At 60.3% G+C, this 19,082-nt stretch carries 21 protein-coding genes; 13 read left to right on the top strand and 8 right to left on the bottom strand.

Annotated elements, in window-relative coordinates:
• Positions 1-119: 119 nt before the first annotated feature.
• Complete coding sequence (locus tag H8695_RS06820) at positions 120-797, bottom strand: cyclase family protein (RefSeq protein ID WP_249300222.1); 678 nt, start codon at positions 795-797, stop codon at positions 120-122.
• 219 nt (positions 798-1,016) lie between these two features.
• Between H8695_RS06820 and H8695_RS06815 the strand changes: the two genes are divergently transcribed.
• Genes H8695_RS06815 through H8695_RS06805 form a run of 3 tightly spaced genes read left to right on the top strand, consistent with a single transcriptional unit; the run spans position 1,017 to position 3,729 of the window.
• Positions 1,017-2,513, top strand: a complete 1,497-nt coding sequence (locus H8695_RS06815) for an FGGY family carbohydrate kinase (protein WP_249300220.1) — start codon at positions 1,017-1,019, stop codon at positions 2,511-2,513.
• Between the two features lie 3 nt (positions 2,514-2,516).
• Positions 2,517-3,203, top strand: a complete 687-nt coding sequence (locus tag H8695_RS06810) for a beta/alpha barrel domain-containing protein (RefSeq protein ID WP_249300218.1) — start codon at positions 2,517-2,519, stop codon at positions 3,201-3,203.
• A gap of 1 nt (position 3,204) precedes the next feature.
• Complete coding sequence (locus H8695_RS06805) at positions 3,205-3,729, top strand: nitroreductase family protein (RefSeq protein WP_249300216.1); 525 nt, start codon at positions 3,205-3,207, stop codon at positions 3,727-3,729.
• 59 nt (positions 3,730-3,788) lie between these two features.
• Here the strand turns inward: H8695_RS06805 and H8695_RS06800 are convergent, their stop codons facing one another.
• Positions 3,789-4,568, bottom strand: coding sequence for a DeoR/GlpR family DNA-binding transcription regulator (locus tag H8695_RS06800; RefSeq protein ID WP_249300214.1), 780 nt, complete (start codon positions 4,566-4,568; stop codon positions 3,789-3,791).
• A 197-nt stretch (positions 4,569-4,765) separates the two neighbouring features.
• Between H8695_RS06800 and H8695_RS06795 the strand changes: the two genes are divergently transcribed.
• Both H8695_RS06795 and H8695_RS06790 read left to right on the top strand, forming a co-directional pair.
• Positions 4,766-5,593 (top strand): transketolase, encoded by an 828-nt coding sequence (locus tag H8695_RS06795; protein ID WP_249300212.1) that lies wholly within the window; start codon positions 4,766-4,768, stop codon positions 5,591-5,593.
• Positions 5,590-6,552, top strand: a complete 963-nt coding sequence (locus tag H8695_RS06790) for a transketolase family protein (protein ID WP_249300210.1) — start codon at positions 5,590-5,592, stop codon at positions 6,550-6,552. Before H8695_RS06795 ends, H8695_RS06790 begins: the two co-directional genes overlap by 4 nt.
• Here H8695_RS06790 and H8695_RS06785 read toward each other — a convergent pair.
• Entirely contained in the window at positions 6,535-7,326 is a 792-nt protein-coding gene (locus H8695_RS06785; protein WP_249300208.1) for an AraC family transcriptional regulator, read from the bottom strand. The two genes, H8695_RS06790 and H8695_RS06785, sit on opposite strands and share 18 nt — an antisense overlap.
• Positions 7,327-7,567: 241 nt before the next feature.
• Between H8695_RS06785 and H8695_RS06780 the strand changes: the two genes are divergently transcribed.
• The 6 genes from H8695_RS06780 (at position 7,568) to H8695_RS06755 (ending at position 13,266) form a co-directional block, all read left to right on the top strand.
• Positions 7,568-8,443: a branched-chain amino acid ABC transporter permease gene (locus H8695_RS06780; protein ID WP_249300206.1), complete on the top strand. Its 876-nt coding sequence runs from the start codon at positions 7,568-7,570 to the stop codon at positions 8,441-8,443.
• Positions 8,444-8,457: 14 nt separating this feature from the next.
• Positions 8,458-9,492 (top strand): branched-chain amino acid ABC transporter permease, encoded by a 1,035-nt coding sequence (locus H8695_RS06775; protein WP_249300203.1) that lies wholly within the window; start codon positions 8,458-8,460, stop codon positions 9,490-9,492.
• Positions 9,492-10,214 carry an ABC transporter ATP-binding protein gene (locus H8695_RS06770; RefSeq protein WP_249300200.1) on the top strand — a complete coding sequence of 241 codons (723 nt, stop codon included), beginning with the start codon at positions 9,492-9,494 and terminating at the stop codon, positions 10,212-10,214. Before H8695_RS06775 ends, H8695_RS06770 begins: the two co-directional genes overlap by 1 nt.
• Positions 10,215-10,259: 45 nt before the next feature.
• Complete coding sequence (locus H8695_RS06765) at positions 10,260-11,558, top strand: ABC transporter substrate-binding protein (protein WP_249300197.1); 1,299 nt, start codon at positions 10,260-10,262, stop codon at positions 11,556-11,558.
• 65 nt (positions 11,559-11,623) lie between these two features.
• Entirely contained in the window at positions 11,624-12,334 is a 711-nt protein-coding gene (locus H8695_RS06760) for an ABC transporter ATP-binding protein (RefSeq protein ID WP_249300195.1), read from the top strand.
• Positions 12,335-12,351: 17 nt separating this feature from the next.
• The gene (locus H8695_RS06755) at positions 12,352-13,266 is read left to right on the top strand and encodes a DMT family transporter (RefSeq protein ID WP_249300193.1); all 915 of its coding nucleotides are present in this window, start codon (positions 12,352-12,354) and stop codon (positions 13,264-13,266) included.
• A gap of 77 nt (positions 13,267-13,343) precedes the next feature.
• Here the strand turns inward: H8695_RS06755 and H8695_RS06750 are convergent, their stop codons facing one another.
• A complete protein-coding gene (locus tag H8695_RS06750; RefSeq protein WP_249300191.1) occupies positions 13,344-14,624 on the bottom strand; it encodes a DUF1015 domain-containing protein in 1,281 nt (426 codons plus the stop codon).
• Positions 14,625-14,807: 183 nt separating this feature from the next.
• Between H8695_RS06750 and H8695_RS06745 the strand changes: the two genes are divergently transcribed.
• Positions 14,808-14,978 carry a hypothetical protein gene (locus H8695_RS06745; RefSeq protein WP_249300189.1) on the top strand — a complete coding sequence of 57 codons (171 nt, stop codon included), beginning with the start codon at positions 14,808-14,810 and terminating at the stop codon, positions 14,976-14,978.
• Between the two features lie 141 nt (positions 14,979-15,119).
• Entirely contained in the window at positions 15,120-15,824 is a 705-nt protein-coding gene (locus tag H8695_RS06740; protein WP_249300187.1) for a DUF6882 domain-containing protein, read from the top strand.
• Between the two features lie 58 nt (positions 15,825-15,882).
• Here the strand turns inward: H8695_RS06740 and H8695_RS06735 are convergent, their stop codons facing one another.
• From H8695_RS06735 to rsxE, 4 genes are all read right to left on the bottom strand, one after another.
• Positions 15,883-16,869: a putative glycoside hydrolase gene (locus H8695_RS06735; protein ID WP_249300185.1), complete on the bottom strand. Its 987-nt coding sequence runs from the start codon at positions 16,867-16,869 to the stop codon at positions 15,883-15,885.
• Between the two features lie 74 nt (positions 16,870-16,943).
• Positions 16,944-17,810: an RnfABCDGE type electron transport complex subunit B gene (locus H8695_RS06730; RefSeq protein WP_249300183.1), complete on the bottom strand. Its 867-nt coding sequence runs from the start codon at positions 17,808-17,810 to the stop codon at positions 16,944-16,946.
• 37 nt (positions 17,811-17,847) lie between these two features.
• Positions 17,848-18,432 (bottom strand): electron transport complex subunit RsxA, encoded by a 585-nt coding sequence (rsxA, locus tag H8695_RS06725; protein WP_249300181.1) that lies wholly within the window; start codon positions 18,430-18,432, stop codon positions 17,848-17,850.
• A complete protein-coding gene (gene rsxE, locus H8695_RS06720) occupies positions 18,425-19,081 on the bottom strand; it encodes an electron transport complex subunit RsxE (RefSeq protein WP_249300179.1) in 657 nt (218 codons plus the stop codon). Before rsxE ends, rsxA begins: the two co-directional genes overlap by 8 nt.
• Position 19,082 lies beyond the last annotated feature (1 nt).

The following is a 19,082-nucleotide window of genomic DNA, read 5'->3' as shown; positions in this document are numbered from 1 at the left end:
AATTCAGCGCGAGAGGGCCGTCCTTTGGACGGTCCTCTTTTTTTGCTATGAGAAAGCCCGCTGCAGGCACTGTCTGCAGCGGGCTTTCTCTGTACGGGGGCAATAAGCGGCCTGGATGGTTACAGGCCGCGAACGGCGATGATCTGACAGGGAAAGGCATCCATGTGCTCGGCGGGCACCGGCAGAATAAACACGGTGGTACGCTCATTCTCGATCTCGCCGAGATTGGTCAGAGATTCCACAATGGCGACGTGGTTTTGAAAGCAGGTCACATGGATGGGTTCACCGTAGAGCTCTTTCATTCTCCCCGTGGGAGAGTAGCCGTCCACAATCTCGACGCCCGAGGCGTCTGTGCCCAGCACCTTGATGTCATTGCTCAGCAAAAATTCCAGCGCATCCATAGAGACATAGGGATACGGCTGCCAGTTCTCCTCGCGGAAGTACCGGTCGTAGCCTGTGTGGAGAAAGACGATATCGCCCGGGCGGATCCGGTCGGCATACTGTTTTAAGTCCTCGGCGGTGATGGCTTCACCCGGCGCCTTTCCCTCACAGTTCAAGACCACGCACTCACCGATGAGATCCTGCACAGGATAGCTCATGACGTCTGCGCCGTGCCGGTCGTGGTGGTAGGGTACCTCCACATGGGTCCCGCAGTGGGAGCCGAGTTTGCAGACACATTCGATATACCAGTCCTTGTCCTTTCGGCCGAGGCACTCCACCTCGTAGGGAAAGTTCTCCTTTCCATTGTCCAGCAGAGAATGACTCAGACTGACAATCTGATCTTCACGAAAAATCATAGCTTACCCTCCTTTTGATAAATTATGCTAACATTTTAGCAAGAAAAGCAAAAAAAGTCCAGCAAAAGTTATCTCTTTTTATAAATAATATTAAATTTCGTTTAATTTTAGCTTGATTGTTAAAAAGAAATGTGCTATTATTTAACCAAATTAAAGAAATTTATTAATAAAAGTGATAAAAATTAATAAATATTTCCTATTTTTACAAAAAGAGGGATTATGAAACGCTTTATCTTGGCCATCGACCAGAGTACAACATCCACAAAATGCCTGCTGTTTGATGAGACGGGCTCTCTGATTCAGCGCGTGGACCGGCGCCACCGAACGATTCGGCGCGACCCCGGCTTTGTTGAACACGACGCCCTGGAGATCGCGGCGATTGCCGAAGAGGGAATCACACGGCTGCTCGGCGAAGTTCCCGGCGAAATTGCGGCGATTGCCCTGTCGGTTCAAACGGGTGCGTTTGTCCTGTGGGACAGAACGACGGGTGAGCCGATCTGCCCCATGGTGGGCTGGCAGGACACACGCGGCGAGTCGGTTCTGCGCCGGCTTGACCGTTCGTATCTGTCCGCTCTCGAGCGGGCGGGCTATGCGCCGTCGGGCCGGACCATTCCGACAAAGCTGCTGTGGCTGCGCGAGCAGGTGCCGCGGTTTGATGAGCGTGCCCGCAGCGGGGAGCTGCTCTTCGGCACGGTGGACAGCTGGCTTGCCTGGCGGCTGTCGGGGGGCGGGAGACATGTCTGCAACGCGTGCAATGCAAGCATCACACGACTCTACGACCCGGCGGCAGGCGAGTGGAATCACGAGCTTTTGGAGCTTCTGGGAATTCCGCCGGTCATACTGCCCCGGGTGATTCAGGACGACGGGCTCTTTGGCACCTTTGAGACTGCGGGATGGAGGATTCCCGTCACGGGCGTTATGGGCGACAGCGCGGCGGCGCTCTTTGCGCAGGGCTGTTTTCATCCGGGCGATGTGAAAGTGACCTACGGCACAGGGGCGTCCTATCTTCTCAATATTGGCGGCACACCGCTGCCCCCGCCGCCCGGCATCAGCCTCAACATCGCCTGGAGCACGGAGTTCTCAAGGGTCTTTGTCTGGGAGGGAACGGTTGCCTATGCGGGAGCGGCGCTGTCGTGGCTGTCCGACAGCCTCTGTCTGCCCGTCGCGGCGGACGACTCCGAGCGGGGCGCCTCACGCCTCGCCGCCGCTCTGCCGGACAACGGCGGGGTCTACTTTGTGCCCGCATTCAACGGCCTTGGCGCGCCCTGCTTTGATTCCGACGCACGCGGATGCATCTGTGGAATCACGCCTGCAACAGGAGTTGCCCATCTGGCGCGCGCCGCACTCGAGAGCGCGGCCTATCAGGTCCGCGACATTGCGCAGTATCTCGCCGACTATGGAGGCGCTCCGCTTCCGAAGAGCATTGCGGCTGACGGAGGCGGCTGTGCCAACCGCTTTGAGATGCAGTTTCAGGCTGATGTCCTTGATGCACGGGTAGTGTGCGGCTGTGTTGAGGAGAGCTCGGCCCAGGGGGCGGCCTATATGGCAGGCCTCGCGGTGGGGCTCTGGAGCCGGCCTGAGGAGTTCTTGGCAGAGCGAAAGACGGGAGCCGTCTACTGCCCCGCGATGGAGCCGCAGACAAGGGAGAGGACCCTGCAGGGTTGGAGACGGGCCGTTCAAAGGACCCGTGACAATAAAAGGGAAACGGAGGACTGACCGATGGCACAGACGCAGCTGATTGTGATGCTGACCTGGCACGATGTGACGGTGCAAAACGCAAAGGAGATCTTTCTTGAGGCGAGGGACGCCCCGGCGAAATACTGGGGATTTAAGGATGTGGGAATCGATCCGGAGCAGATGAAAGATCTCGTCGCCTGCATGAAAGACGCCGGCAAGACCACGTTTATGGAGTGCCTTGCGACGGATGAGGCGGGCACCGAGAGGGGAATCCGAATCGCGGCGGACTGCGGCTTCGACTACCTGCTCGGCGCACACTACTATGAGGCGACAAACCGGCTTGCGGCCGAGAAGAAGCTGCGGCACATGCCCTTTGTCGGAACGCGGCGAAACCACAACCTCTACGGGACGATCGAGGAGATTGCCTCCGAGGCCGCACAGGTGTGCCGCAGTACGGTTACCGGCATCAACATCTCCGCCTACCGCTACCAGGACGGTGATCCGCGCGAACTCATCTGCTCGGTGCTCGCTGCGATTGACAAGCCTCTGAGCGTGGCGGGCAGCGTGAGCACCCTGGAGCAGATCGACTTTCTCAGGAGCGCCGGCGCCTGGGCTTTCACCATTGGCGGAGCATTCTTTGAAAAGAAGTTCGGCGAAACGTTCTCCGAGCAGATCGAGTTTGTCGATCGCCGCCTGAGGGAACCGTCCGCCGCCGGCGGGGAGGATTAAAATGGACGCTCTCACCTGTCTGATGACGCGCCGCAGCGTACGGGACTTTACCGGAGAGCCGCTCTCGCATGAGCAGCTCGAGGAACTCATTCGGGCGGGACAGCAGGCGCCGTCAGGTCACAATACACAGCCCTGGGTCTTTCTCAGCATCCGCCGGCGCGAGACGCTGCTGCGCCTTGTTCCTCTGACGCCCTGGTGGGGGCTGCTCGAGAACTGCGGCGCCGCAATCGTGGTATGTGCCGACACCAGAGTGCTCGGACAGAAGCCGATGCCCCGGGAGTTTCTGGTGCACAGCTGCGCTGCAGCCATGGAGAATATGCTTCTCGCAGCGCACGCGGCGGGCCTCGGCGGCGTCTGGCTCGGCATGTGCCCGGACGCGGAGAATTACGGGGAGTTTTGCCGCATTTTGTCCGTTCCGACGTGGGCCCGGGTGGTCGGCATGGCGGCCTTTGGCCGTCCCAGCACCACGCCGGCGCCGATCGCGCGCATGGATCCGGGCAAGTGGTTTGAGGAGCGATTCGAATAAAAAAGGCCGCCTCCCAAAGCTCACATGGCTCTGAGATGCGGCCGCTGCGCCGGTAGGTACTAGAGGGAGGACGGGGTCAGAAAACGGATGTTCTTCTCCCGGAAGAGTTCGCGGTAGCTGTCGGGGATGTCGTCGTTTGTGATGATGGTGTCGGCATACTCCAGATCTCCCAGCCGGAAGAACGCGGTGCGGTCAAACTTGCCCGAGTCGATGACAACGATGACCTCGCGGGCAATTTTGCGGATGAGCTCAAGCGTCTGACACTCGAGCACGTCGCCGACCGTGAATCCGGACGGGTCGATGCCGGCGACGCCGATGTAGGCCTGGTCCACCGTGAGCCCCACGAGGGCTTTCTGATACCACTCACCGTTGAGCATGAGATAGTTGTAGTGGCGGCGCAGATAGCCGCCGGGGATGAAGATCTCCACCGTGCTGCTCTCGCTGAGAATGACGGCGGCGTCGATGTTGCCGGTGACGACCCGAATGTTCTGGTTGAGCAGGCTTCTCGCTATTTCGCGGCAGGTGACGCCGTAGCCGAGCATCACCCACGACGCGCTCGCCACATGCCGCTGCACCACACCGCCGAGCTCGGCGAGACGCCGCATCTTTTCACTGGAGTCAGCTGGCACGGCTGCCGCAGAATCGGAGGCGTTCCCGTCCTTTCGCAGGACAGCGCCGCCGTAGGTGCGGTGGAGGAACCCCTCCTCCTCCAGATGGATCAGATCGCTGCGGATGGTGACCTTGGAGACGCCGGTGAGCGCACAGAGGGTCTGCGTATCGATCGCTCCCCGCTCGGTGAGAAGCTCTTTGATTTTCATCAGTCGTAAGGCCTTGGCCATAATGTTCTCCTATCTAAATATTGGTAATCGTATTATACCAATGCTTACAGAAAGTTACAAGTTTTTTGCAAAATTTATTTTGTTTGATAAGTTTTTGGCTGTTTGATAATGGCCGCGGAGAATGTGCGCTCCCATAGAGCGAACTTGCTTCACCATTCTTCGCTGCCTGTTAAAAAATGATGGAAAGCAGGTATGATATGGAGCTTAACGATTTAAAAAAGAAAGCGGTGGATGTGAGAGCGGGAGCCCTCGGCCTTGCCCACCGCTCCAAGGGACACATTGGCGGTACGCTGTCCAGCGCCGATCTTCTCACAGCCCTGTACTATCACATCCTGCGGTTCGACCCGGCAAAGCCAAACGACCCCGACCGGGACCGCTTCCTGCTCTCCAAGGGGCACACCTGTGAGGCCTACCTCTGGATTCTGGCGGACTGCGGCTATTTTCCGAAAGCCGAGCTGCAGCAGTTCAACGCATTCGGCTCAAAGTACATCTCCCACCCGAACAACGCCATCAGCGGTGTGGAGCTCAACACCGGTTCTCTGGGACACGGCCTGTCTCTGGCCTGCGGAATTGCTCTCGGGGCCAAGCTGTCGGGCAGGAGCTTTAACAGCTATGTTCTGCTGGGCGACGGCGAGACCGACGAGGGCTCCGTCTGGGAGGCGGCACTGTTCGCCTCGGCAAAAAAGCTCGACAATCTCTACGCAATTGTCGATCGCAATCACTTTCAGATCACCGGGCCCACCGAGCAGGTGCTGCCCCTTGAGCCCTATGCCGACAAGTGGCGTGCGTTCGGCTTTGAGGTGGTGCAGATCGACGGCAACGATATGGGCCAGATCCTGGGCGCCTTTGCCGACCTGCACGGCCGAAAGGGCGCGCCCAAGCTCATCATTGCCGACACCGTCAAGGGCAAGGGAGTCTCCTTTATGGAGAACAACAGAAAGTGGCACCACGGCTCGCTCACAGACGAGCAGTACCGCCTGGCGCTGACGGAGCTTGAAAGCACACGAAAGGAGCTGGAACAATGAGAGAAATGGCACTCAGAGAGGCCCTGACGCAAACTCTCGAGACGTTGGCGCAGCGGCGCGGCGACCTGGTTGTGCTGACCTCCGATGCGACCGGCTCGGCGAGCCTTGACGGGTTTGCAGAGCGCTGCCCGGAGCGGCTCATTGAAATGGGAATCGCCGAGCAAAACGAGATCTCGGTTGCGGCGGGCCTCTCCACCTGTGGATTTACGCCGTTCGTCTGCGCGCCGGCGGCCTTTCTGACCACCCGGGCACTTGAGCAGCTCAAAGTGGATGTGGACTACTCCGACACCAACGTCAAGATCATTGGAATCAGCGGCGGTGTGAGCTACGGCGCGACCGGAGCCACTCACCATGCGACGTCCGATCTGGCGGGCACATTGGGACTGGACCGGCTGACGGTTCTGCTGCCGGCGGACGCGGTGCAGATGGCCGCGCTGGTGCAGCAGATGGCCGACACCTGGGGGCCGTTCTACGTTCGCATCGGGCGAAATCCCGTCCCAGTTCTCTATGGTGAGGGGGAGAGCTTTCCGATTGGAAAGGCAAAGCTGCTGCGCGACGGCGAGGATCTGACCATTCTCTCGGCGGGCGAGGTGCTCTTCCATGCGCTGCAGGCGGCCGAGATTCTCGCCGCGCGCGGAATCTCGGCGAGGGTGCTCGACCTGTACAGTGTAAAGCCGATTGATACCGAGGCCATTCTGACGGCGGCGCGGCAGACCGGGCGGCTTCTGGTCGCCGAAGAGCACAACACAAAGGGAGGCATCGGCTCGCTGGTCTGCCAGATTGTAGCGGGCACTTGCTGCGGCGTACCGGTCAGGTGCCTCGGTATTCCGACCGGCCATGCCATTGCGGGCACAAGCGCCGAGCTGTTTCACTACTATGGGCTTGACGCCGAGGGGATTGCGCGGGCCGCGCAGACACTTGTGGGGGCCCCGACCCCGCTTTCAGCAGCCGCCCAGTAGCGCCAGAAGCTGGGCGGGGAGCATCCCGCAGCAGGCTTTGAACTCATGCAGAAAATGCGACTGGTCGTAGTAGTTGAATTCGTACGGGGTAAAGGGGACGTCTGTCGGCTTTACCAGCCGGTAGAGGGCATTTTGAAAGCGCAGTGCGCGGGAAAAGCTCTTGGGGCTCAGGCCGACGCGCCCGCGAAAGATGTTGTAGAGCTGGCGCGACGACAGCCCACAGGCGGCGGAGAGACCGGCGCCCGTAATCGAGCCGTTTGATACGATGATGTCCGAAATGGCCCTGTGCACGACGGGGTCAATGGGCGAATGCCGGAGCTTTGTGTCAAAGTAGGCGTTGATCGCCCTGCGCGCCTGTGCACGAACAGGCTCTCCGGACAGGGACCGGCACAGCTCGCCGATATCCGGGAATATGGCCCGCGCGTCGAGAACCCGGCCGGAGAACTCCCGCATACCGCCCAGAACCCGATAGAGCGCGTAGGAGGAGAGGGGAGTAAAACGCACGCAGTAATAGGCCCCCTGCGGCAGATCGAGACTGCGCTCCGGCGCATCGGCGGGCGCCGCCATCACGGGGTCAAAGTCCCCGCCGCAGCGCAGCAGCAGCGACGAAAAGCAGTCGGGCACCAGCTTCACCTGCGTGTGCCGGGCCAGTTCAAAGCAGGAGATCTCCGTTAGAAAATGGTCACGGGAGTGCTGCAGCTCGCAGTAGGTTCCAGCGGAGGCGGCCATGAGAAACGGCTGTACGGAGACCAGGCTGAGATGCGAGACGCTCATTGACGGTTCCTCTCTTTCCTCTTTCTTCACCTGGGGATGGAGCTTTCTGGAAATTCTTCTTTTGACTATTATAATAAATAAATTTTCTTAATTTTACAATATAAAATTAAGATATAACAGTAAAATGAACAAAAAATAATGTTTATATGGCAAAAAGTTGTTTTATTTAGACAGTGCGGCCGGGAGCAGGGGAAATGTTTCACGGCCGGCAATGAGAAATGGAAGAAGAGGTGGTTGCAAAGTGTACTACGGGGCAGTCGTTCAGGGTGTTGTGATGGGGTGTATCTATGGACTGACCACTCTGGGCGTCAACATCATTTTCGGAATCATGAAAATTGTCAACTGGGCCAACAACTCACTGCTGATGGTGAGCATGTACATCATCTTCGGCGTCGTCACCCTGACGGGAACCAATCCCTATGTTGCAATGCTGGTGGCGGCCCCCATCATGTTCTGCTTCGGGTGGGCCTTTCAGCACACGGTGATTCGCCCGCTCTACCGGCGTGAGACCGAAAAGAATCCCTACGGGCTTCTGCTGTGCACGGCGGGTCTCGGCATTGCGCTCGAGAACATCACGCTGATGCTGCTCAAGTCCACCCCGCGGACCATCAAGATGGGCATCACGCAGATCTATGTCGACGTCGGCTTCGGCGCATCGGTGAGTCTGGTGAAGATCATCGGAGCGGTCATCGCCGTCGCAACCACGGCCACTCTGTGGGCGTTCATGTCAAAGAGCTACGCGGGCCGGGCGCTGCGCTCCACCGCGCAGGACCGCGACGCCGCGCGGTTGATGGGAATCAACGTGATGCGCTACTACGATCTCGCTTTCGGTATCGGCTGCGGCATCTGCGCCATTGCGGGCTGCGTCTACTCCACCTTCTACCAGATCACCCCCTCGAGCGGGGCGACGGTCGGTCACAAGGCCTTTATCATCCTGGTGCTCGGCGGAATCGAGAGCGTACCGGGGTGTCTGCTCGCCGGCGTGCTGCTCGGCGTTGTCGAGGCCGTGGGGGCCATGCTGTTCAATTCCTATATCGGCGAAATGCTCTGCTTCGTGGTGTTCGTGCTGGTGCTGTTCTTCCGGCCCAACGGCCTGTTCGGCAGAAGAGCGCGCTGAGAGGAGGGGAGAAAATGAAAGCAAAACGATTCGGATCAGTCAAATTCATTCTCGGCGCTGCCGTGCTCGCGGCGGCCGTGGTGCTGCCCCGCTTTGTCAGCAACTACTACCTGTCGATCTTTGTGGAGATTGCCCTGTTCGCCTATCTCTCCTCGGCGTGGAACATTCTGGGCGGCTTTGCCGGGCAGTTCTCACTGGGGCACGCGCTCTACGTCGGGCTCGGCGCCTATACCTCCACGGTACTCTTCAACAACTGGGGAATCTCCCCGTGGCTCGGCATGCTCGCGGGCGGGCTGCTTGCGACACTGGTCGGCATTCTCATCGGGGTGCCCTGCTTCAAGCTCAGCGGCACGTTTTACACCCTCGCGTCGCTCGCGCTGTGCACCATCACCATGCTGCTCTTTCAGAGTACGCAGAAGATCGGTGACATCCGCATCGGCGGCGGCACGGGTCTGCCGGTCAAGGCGGTGCCGGGCAACAACTTCTGGCTGCTGCAGTTTCGCGACAAGATTTACTACTACTATGTGATGCTGGCGTTTCTGGCGGCGATTCTGCTGCTTTGCCGCTTCATCAAGAGATCCAAAATCGGCTATCAGCTCGCAGCTGTCGCAAACGACCAGAACGCCGCTGAGGCGCTCGGCGTCAATTCGCGAAATCTCAAGCTCAAGGCCATGGCACTGAGCACCTTTACTGCGGCGATGGGCGGTACGCTCTACGCGCAGTACATCATGGCGTGCAGCCCGGCGAAGCTCTTCGGCGAGCCCCTGTCGGATGAATTTGTCATCATCTCTCTCATCGGCGGCAAGGGAACCATTCTCGGGCCGACCATCGGAGCCTGTATCATCAAGCCGCTGGCACAGCTGACCACGGCTACCTTTGGGGCGAGCCTGCCGGGACTGAGCCTCGCCATCTACGGCATTCTGCTGGTGGTGTGCATCCGCTTCTTCCCGGATGGACTGTACTCTCTGCTCATCCGGCTCAAAAACCGCCTGGCGGAAAAGGCGGCACGCAGACGCTCCGTCGGGGAGCGGGCGGAGGTGAAGAAATAATGGAAATTCTCAGAGTGGAAAACCTGTCAAAGCAGTACGGCGGCCTCAGGGCGGTCGACGGTGTGAACCTTTCGGTGGAGAAGAACACCATTCACGGTCTGATCGGCCCGAACGGGGCGGGCAAGACCACCTTCTTCAGCCTGATTTCCGGCTTTGAGACGCCCACGGCCGGAAAGATCGTACTTGACGGCGAGGATATCACCGGCAAAAAGCCCTACACCCTGTGCCGGAAAGGACTCGTGAGGACCTATCAGATTGTAAAGCCATTCAAAGGTATGAGCACAGTCGACAACGTCATGGTGGGCAGTTTTGTCAACACCGACCATGTCGCCGCGGCCCGGGAGAAGGCCATGGACAGCCTGCGCCGGACCAAGCTCGACCACAAAGCCGGCGTCTTCGCGGGGTCTCTCAACCTCTGCGAGCAGAAGAGACTGGAGGTCGCCCGGGCACTCGCCAGCGACCCGAAGATTCTGCTGCTTGACGAGGTCATGGCGGGGCTGACCCCCTCGGAGGTCGCCGAGGTGATGGAGATCATTGTCGACATCAAAAGAGCCGGCGTCACCATCGTCATCATCGAGCACATCATGCAGGCGATCATGAGCATCTCGGATACGATTTCGGTGCTCAACTTCGGGCGCAAGATCGCCGAGGGCGGCCCGAAAGAAATCTCCACCGACCGGGAGGTCATTGCGGCCTATCTCGGCAGTGAATTTGCGCAATAACCGCATCCAACTGCGCGTTGCAGTTAAATAGAGAGGAGAAAAAACATGAAGATGAAGCGATTTCTGGCACTGTTTCTGGCGCTTGCACTGACCTTTACTCTCACGGCCTGTACCCCTGCTGACAATCCGGACTCCCCCGGCGGCACCGGAACCGAGGACGGGGAACTCGATCTCTCCCAGGGCGTCAAGATCGGCGTGCTCTTCCCGGTGACGGGAGCCGCCGCCTCAGTCGGCGAGGATGCCCGCAAGGGCATTGATCTCGCCATTGCCCACATCAACGAAAACGGCGGCATCGAAAATCTCGACGGGGCGAAGCTCGTGCCCGTCTACGGCGACACCCAGTCGGATGAGTCGGCGGCGGTCATCGAGGCCGAGCGTCTGATTGTGGAGGAGGAAGTCGTCGCAATCATCGGCTGCTACCAGTCGGCGATCACCATGCCCGTGCGCACGGTCTGTGAGCGGTATGGGTGCCCGCTGCTGATGTGCTGTTCCTCGAGCGACACACTCGTCGAGGGGGAGCACGAGTGGAGCTTCCTTGTGCATGAGACGAACTCCGTCAACAGCCGCTGTCAGCTCGACTACATCCGGGGCATCATGGACGAGGGCTTTGAGATCAAGACCGCGGGTCTGATGTACGAGAACAACGACAACGGCCAGGGCCTGCACGAGCAGTGGACCGCCGCGTTCAAAGAGATGGGCATTGACATCGTGGTTGACGAGACTTTCGCGATGGATGTCGCCGACGTCACCCCCATTGTGAATAAGCTCCAGTCGGCGGATCCCGACATCGTCATGTGCTTTGCAAACTTCGGCGCGATGGTGCTTTTGACCGACACCATGATGGGCAAGGGCTATGCCCCGAATCTGCTCATGTGCGCCTCGGGCGGCGAGCAGAACTCCGACTTCATCCCGACGGTCGGAAACAATGCGGACGGCTTCATGACCGGTATGGGCTGGGGCATTGACGTGCTCAACGCAAAACCCGATAAGCTCTGGATTGCCGAGGATTATGCCGCCGCCAACAACGGCGAGACTTTCACCGGCGAGTCGGCCGCCGGATGGGCCGATGTGTTCCTCGTCTACGAGGGTCTCAACGCCGCCGGCACGTACAGCCGCACCGCCCTGCGCGACGCACTGGCGGAAATTCACATCACCGAGGACGCCTCGTGGAACATCTACCCCTATGAGATTTGGTTTGATGAGACCGGGGCGAACCCCAATGCCATCACTCCCATCGGTCAGTTCCAGGATGCCGCGGTGAGAATCATCTGGCCGGAGAGCGCCGCGCTCGAGGGAACAGCCGTGGTTCTGCCCGGCAGCGAAATTTCCGCCATCAACAAGTAAACCGTTCTGCAGCGGGCCGGCTGCGGCCGGCCCGCTGCAGAACCCATAAGGGAGAGAGTATTGTCATGCATCTTCTGGAAACAAGAGATCTCTGTGTCAGCTACGGCGCCGTCTCGGCGCTCAAGGGCTGCAGCCTGTATGTCGACGAGGGAGAGCTGATCAGCATCGTCGGCTCGAATGGAGCCGGCAAGACCACTGTCTGCAAGGCGATTTCGGGGCTGCTCGACGCCGCGGACGGCGAGATTTTATTCTGTGGCGAACCCATCACGGCTGCGCCGAGCCATGACCGCGTCGAGATGGGAATCATCCAGTGCCCCGAGGGGCGCCATCTGTTCCCCGGCATGACGGTGATGGAAAACATCCAGATGGGCGCATTCTGCCGCCGCGCGCGGGCAAAGGCAGCCGAAAACACGCAGTATGTCTTCGGTCTCTTCCCCCGCCTGTTTGAGAGAAAGAGCCAGTATGCAAACACCCTCTCGGGCGGTGAACAGCAGATGCTGGCGATCGCGAGAGCCCTGATGGCCATGCCGAAGCTGCTGATTCTCGACGAGCCGAGTCTCGGCCTGTCGCCGATCAACGTGCAGCTGATCTTTGAGAAGCTCGAGGAGATCCGCTCCGGCGGCACAACGGTTCTGCTTGTGGAGCAGAACGTGGAGCGCGCGCTTCGGGAGTCCACAAGGGGCTATGTGCTGGAAAACGGCAGAATCGTCATGTCGGGCCGGGGCGATGAGCTGCTGGGCGACGAACAGCTGAAAAAAGCCTATCTCGGCATTTAGCGGCGCGGGGAGACTTAATGGGAAAGAGACAAACTCTGGGCATGATCTGCTCCGTTGCCTCAGCGGCGCTCTTCGGTCTGTGTGCGGCGCTGACAAAGCTCGCCACGGCCCGCGGCGCCTCGGTGGGAGTGATACTGTTCGCGAGAGGCCTGCTGGGAGCGGCCTTTCTGCTGCCGTACGGGGCACTGACCCGGCGGCCCGTGAGAGTCAGCCGGGGCAGTGGGAAAAAGGTGCTGCTGCTCGGCCTTGTGGGTACGGCCGCCACGCTTCTGCTTCTCAATCTCGCGTACTGCTTTCTCCCGGTGGGCACGGTCACCACCATACACTTTCTGTATCCTGCGGCGGTGAGCGCCATCTCAGCGCTGCTGTTTCATGAGAAAATTCCGCCCGTGACTGCGGTGGCGCTGGCCGTATCGACCGGCGCGATGGCACTGTTCTTCGAGCGCTTTACGGCCGACGCTCTTGCGGGGCTGCTCTGCGCCGCGGCCTCGGTGTTCACCTGGGCCTTTCAGCTTCTCTATCTCGACCGCTCGGGACTGCTTCACGAGAGCAAGAGCGCCGTCGCCTTTTGGATGTGCTGCATCACAGCGGCGGTGGGGGCCGGCTACGGCCTGCTCACGGGTGAGTTTGCACTCGGCGTGCTGCCGGAGATTCTGCCGGTCATGGCGGTGATCGCCGTGCTGAACAATGTCCTGGCGACCGTCCTCTGCGCGGCAGGGGTGGAGCATCTCGGCGCCGGTACGGCGGCGGTGTTCAGCGTCTTTGAGCCGATCGCGAGCATTGCGTTCGGCGCGCTGCTGCTCAGGGAGAGCCTGTCGGCAAAACAGATCGCTGCCAGCACGGCCATTCTGCTGAGCATTTTCACCCTCGTGAGCCATCGGGCTCTGACACAGAGGAAAAGCGCAAAGCGCCGGGGAGTGCGCCGCGCCTGACCCTGCATTTTGTCCCTCCACGCAAATGCAGAGAAAAAGGGGCGGGCCGCTGTGAAGCGGCCCGCCCCTTTGCGCCGTCACTCCTGCGGCGCGTCCATGATTTTGTTCATGACAAGACCCGTGATGAGCTTGGGGTAGAAGTAAGTGGACTTCTGCGGCATTTTTTCGCCCGCTGAGGCAACGGCGGCAATCTCGTCGACCCTCGTCGCATTGAGCAAAAACGCGGCGTTGCAGGAGCCGTTTTGCACGCTCTCGATCGCCTCGCGGATGCTGCGCGTGTAAATCAGGTTTTTCTGGGCGGCCATGTTGGCCTTGTCAATGCCCAGAAGCGGCTCGAGTATCAGATTGTGCAGAATCGAGACGTCGAGCATACACAGAGCGCCGCTCATTCCGGGGGCGGCCTCACGGGCAAAGGACTCGTCGCGCAGTGTGAGTTTGACATAGCTGTCGCCGCCGGTGTAGAGGGCGAGACATTTGCGGTCGCCCGCCGCAAGTTCCCGCTCGAGTGTGTCGAGCCCCGCCTTTTTCTCTGTGACAAAGGCGTGCTCAAGACCGCGCAGAAGCCGCTGCTCGTCAAAGCCGTCGAGTCCGCGGCAGAGCCGGTGGGTCGGCAGAACGACAAGACCCGGGTTCTCCATGGCGGTCAGGTGCATCATGACGAAATTCGCCTTGTGGTCGGGACCGTCGACAAGGCCGCGCTCTCTGAGCTCGTCGCGAAAGCGCAGCGCGGTCTCATAGCGGTGGTGGCCGTCGGCAATGTAGAGCTTGCGCGGGGCAAACTGCGCCTCGAGCGCGCGCAGAGCCGCCTCGTCGTAGACCGGCCAGAGGCGGTGCGTGACGCCGGCCTCGTCGACAAACGCAATCTGCGGCGCGCCGGCGCTGAGAGCGTCGATCAGCCGGCTCGTCTCGAGCCCCTCGTCGAAGTAGAGGCTGTAGATGGGGCTGAAGTTGCAAAAGGTCTCGCTCATGAGCTGAAAGCGGTCGTCTTTGGCCTTGGAGAGAGTCTCCTCGTGGGGCAGCACGATGCCGCGCTCAAATTCCTCGAGGCGGGTCAGACACAGAAAGCCCTTGACCCGGCGCACGACGCCGTCGAGCGAAAACTCCTCTTCGTAGATATAGATGCCGGGGCGTTCGTCCTCGGCGAGCAGATGGCGCTCGATGAGCTGGCGCAGATTGCTGCCCGCGTCGCGGTAGCACCCGTCGGGCAGCTCAAGGCGCACGATGTTGTGCAGATTTTTGCTCAGATAGCCACGCCGCTGCTCGGGGCTGATGATGTCGTAGGGGGGACAGCAGAGCTCGTCGATGGGACCGGCGGCGGGTGCAAAGCGCAGAGCGCGAAAGGGTTTGATTTCAGCCATGGGGGACACCTCGCTTTTTGCTTTTCTCTTATCATATCGGCCGCCCGGGCGAAAATCAATGAAAAATTTGAAATGCGTTCGCAAAAACAATGCTAAAATTTGCAGGTCATAGTTCGCTCTTTCTGTGCAAAAATAAAACCGTCGAGTTATGCTTCGACGTCAAAATGAAAGAGAGGGTTTGCTATGAAGATGGGCACATTCATTGGGGGCGTGGTCGCTTCGGCGATGCTGGGCACCGCGGCCGGCGTCATGCTCGCCTCCGACCAGAAGAGAACAAGACAGGTCAAGCGCAGCGTCAGCAAGGCGGTGCGGGCCGTCGGCTCGGCTGTCGACAGCCTGAATTTGATGCACTGAGGCGACCTCAGACAGGCTGGCGGCGCACAGGAAATTCCGTGCGCCGCCGTTTTACATATTGGACTTCGGCCGTCGATATGATAAAATAAAAATACGCAAAAAAGAGAGATTATCATGTTGAAAACCACGCGGAGGTGCGGTATGAAACGACCGGCAGAGAGCTTGATCAGCGCGCTGTCCCTTGACACCGGCAACTGGCATGAGGTCTATTGCGTGAGCCTCGGCAGGATGATTGCCACACAGAATGCCTGTCGCGAGCTTGTGGTGAGAGAGCAGAACTGGAACGTGGATTTTTCACGCGGCGTGATTCTGTTCGGCGGGCAGGAGTATGCGCTGCAGTTCATCGGCAGCGAGTCGGCATCAAGCGGCACCTGGCTCTGGGGCTGGGAGAACATCAACGGCTTCCCAGATGAGCTGATCGAGCTCGCCCGGCGGACAAGGCAGCTGGGTGAGCGGTGGGGTCTTGAGCCGCTGACGCAGGCCCAATTTTCGCTCGACGACACATTCAACGGCCACGCGCTGTCCACGGTGACCTGTGCGCTTGCCGGGGACTGCTGCTATTACCGGTGCCCCCACAGCGGCGGCGCGGCCTTTGTCGCGTTCTCCGGCGTGCCCGAAGAGGTGTTCGCGCCGGTCGACATGCAGAAATTTGTCTCCATCACCATGCAGTGCATCCGGGAGATCCCCCTCGACCACAGGCTCTTTGTGGAGGGCTTTCTGCTGGGCAACGGCACGCCCTACGAACGGGACGGCCTCAGCATCACCGCCCACTTTGAGCAGAAGCTGCATCTTGAATTTGAGCAGGCGGGCGGCGTTCTGCGCATCCGCTCCATCAAAAGCCGATAGCCGAATCAAAAGAGGCAGGCTCCTCCTGTGGAGGGGCCTGCCTCTGTCTGTGCGAATGCTACTGTTTGAGCGCGTAGTAGACGGTATCTTCGCTCAGAGCGGCGTCGAAAGTGCTGTGACTCTGCGGGAAGCGCTCCTCGGGAAAGAGCAGCCCTGCGTTTTGCGCGTAGGCGCTGTCGGTGAGAGCGCGCGACGGCACAGCGAAGAGGATGCTGTCAAAGGATTCGCCGAGGCGGCTCTCAAAGCCGTCGAGAAACGTGAGAATGGCGGCCGTGCGGTCGGTGTTTCCCACATCGGTGTAGCCGATGAGCCCCGTCTTGCCATAAGTCGGAAACGTGACGCTGGTGAGCAGCACATCGCGCAGACCGAGCGCCGCAAGTTCTTCGGCAATGTCAGCGAGATAGCCGAGTGACTGCTCCGAGTAGGGGGAGATCCAGCGGCGGTTGTTGCCGTCGAGCCAGTAGACTTTGTTTTTGGTGCGCACAGCGGCGTCGGGAATCTTCCTGTAGGCGCTGTTGTCCTCAAAGCAGCTCATCTGAGCGATCGGCGTCATGTCGTACTGCTCGCACAGGCTGAGCAGAGCCGTGAGATCGGCTGTGCTGTCGGCCAGCGCCGCTGCGGCGGTGCTGGCGTAAACGACTTTTCCGCTGACCGGCTTGACGTTGAGAAGCACCGCGGTGTATCCCTGCTCTTTCAGTGCGTTGAGCTCCTTTTCAAAGATCTCGGCCGAGTAGAGCGAGGCCGAGGAGACCGCCCCGATGCGGTAGACGGTGTTTGCCGTCGGCTGCGGGTCGTCGGGCGGCGTGACGGGCTGCGGATTGTCGCTGCCGGGCTCCGGCCCCGGGGTGGGGTCGGGGTCCGCCGGCTCGACCGGCTTTGCGTCCCCGCGCAGCGCCGAGAAGAGATTTTGTATGGACTGGCGAAAGTCCTCGTTGTTCTGGTAGGAGAAATAGAAAAAGCCCACAAGAGCCGCAAGCAGCAGCACGACCACAATCAGCACAGGGTGCCGGTTCTTCCTGCCGCGGTATCTGGGGTTGTATTTCATGGTATCCCTCCTCTGTTGCCGCCGGGACCGGGACTGGCCCCGGGCGGGCACATTGTCCATGTTCTGCGATGATATTATGGGATGTTTGCGGGCTGCTTAGTCGTCCCGCCCGGGCGGGACAGCTTTTTCTGTATGGCCGGCGTACGGCTTCTCAGATTCTGGATGATGCCGCGCGGGCACTTCTCGGCGCAGGCGCCGCAGTTTTGACAGCGGGAGAAATCAATCGCCGCGAGGTTGTCGCTCACGCGGATAGCCCCGTACTCACAGACTTTCTCGCAGAGCCGGCAGCCGATGCAGCCGACCTCGCAGACCTCGCGCGTGAGCGAGCCGCGGTTTTGAGAGGAGCAGCTCACCCCGAATTTGTTCTCATAGGGAATCAGCTCAATGAGATGCTTCGGGCAGGCGGCCGCGCACATGCCGCAGGCGGCGCACTTGACCTTGTCGACAAAGGCCACGCCGTCGACCAGGCTGATCGCGCCGAATTTGCACTGGCGCACACAGTTGCCGAAGCCCACGCAGGCGAAGGCGCAGTCCTTGTCGCCGCCGCCGACGAGCATGGCCGCGGCGCAGTCGCGCAGGCCGTTGTAGATGTATTTTTTTGTGGTGAAGCTGTCGCACCCGCTGCACTTGACATAGGCGCACAGCCGCGTGGTCTGCTCGGGCTCCACCCCCATGACCGCGGCGATTTTCGCCGCCGCCTCATCGCCGCCGACCGGGCAGAGGCTGCTCTTTGCGCCCTTTTTCACCACGGCCGCCGCGTAAGCCTGACAGCCCGAGTATCCGCAGCCGCCGCAGTTCGCGCCCGGCAGAATCGCCGTGATTTCGTCGATTCGCGTGTCGCTCTTCACGGCGAAGAGCCTGGATGCCCCGGCGAGAAGAGCGCCGAGCGCAAGGCCGCAAAGGCCCAGAGAGAGACAGGCCGCAACAATATTTAAAAACATAGTCGTCCATCCTTATGCCGTCTTGCGCGGCGTGTAATTAGAGGTTGATCTTGAGCCCCTGAAAACCGAAGAAGGCGAGGCTCAGCAGCGCCGCCGAGATCAGGGCAATGGGAAAGCCCTGAAAGGGCCTGGGAATGTCGCACAGCTCGATGCGCTCGCGCACCCCCGAGAAGATGACGATGGCGAGCAGAAAGCCGAGCGCGGCAAAGAAGCCGAATGCCACCGACTCGATGAAATTGTAGCCGCGCTGGATGTTCAAAAGCGCCGCGCCCAGCACCGCGCAGTTCGTCGTGATCAGCGGCAGATAGATGCCGAGCGACTGGTAGAGCGCGGGCATCAGCCGCCGCAGCGCCATCTCGACAAACTGCACCAGCGCCGCAATCACGAGGATAAACGCGATGGTCTGCAGATACCCCAGGTGAAACGGCTGCAGAATAAAGCGGTTGACCGCCCAGGTCAGCGCCGAGGAGAGCGTCATCGTAAAGGTGACCGCAAGCCCCATGCCCACGGCGGTGCCGGTTTTCTTTGACACGCCGAGAAACGGGCAGATGCCGAGAAATTTGACCAGAACGAAATTCTCAATGAGCATGGCGTTGATGGCGATCATGAAAATTTCAGCCATGTTTCCGGGCCCCCTTTCGCTGCATCAGGTACTGCACAAGCGCGATGAGACCGCCGAGCGCGAGAAAGCCGCCGGGCGGCAGCCCCATGAGCAGAGCGGGCTTGAAGCCCTCGCCGAACACGTGCACGCCGAAGAGCGTGCCGGCCCCGAGCAGCTCGCGCACCGCCGAGAGAACGACGAGCGCAAGCGTGAAGCCGAGCCCCATGGCGAGCCCGTCCACCGCCGACTTGCCGACGGGGTTTTTCGAGGCGAACGCCTCGGCGCGCGCGAGGATGATGCAGTTGACAACAATCAGCGGAATGAAGAGCCCGAGCGAGCTCGACAGCCCGGGCAGAAAGGCCTGAAGCAGCAGATCGACCGCTGTGACAAACCCCGCGATGATGACAACATAGGCCGCAATGCGGATTTTGGAGGGAATCAGGCGCCGCAGCGCCGAGATGACAATGTTTGAGCAGATGAGAACCGCCGTCGCCGCAAGACCCATGCCGAGACCGTTTGCAATCGAGGTGGTCGTGGCGAGTGTCGGGCACATGCCGAGCAGCTGCACCAGTGTCGGATTCTCATAGATCACGCCGTTTGCGAGCTGGCGCAGCAGCGCAGCGTTCGAAGACGGCTTTCTGCCTGGCTTTCCGGTATGTTCCGTTCTCATG

The organism is Feifania hominis (genome assembly GCF_014384765.1).
Classification (GTDB): domain Bacteria; phylum Bacillota; class Clostridia; order Oscillospirales; family Feifaniaceae; genus Feifania; species Feifania hominis.
Note: the sequence above shows the minus strand (reverse complement) of the source record. Positions and strands in the feature narration are given on the sequence as shown.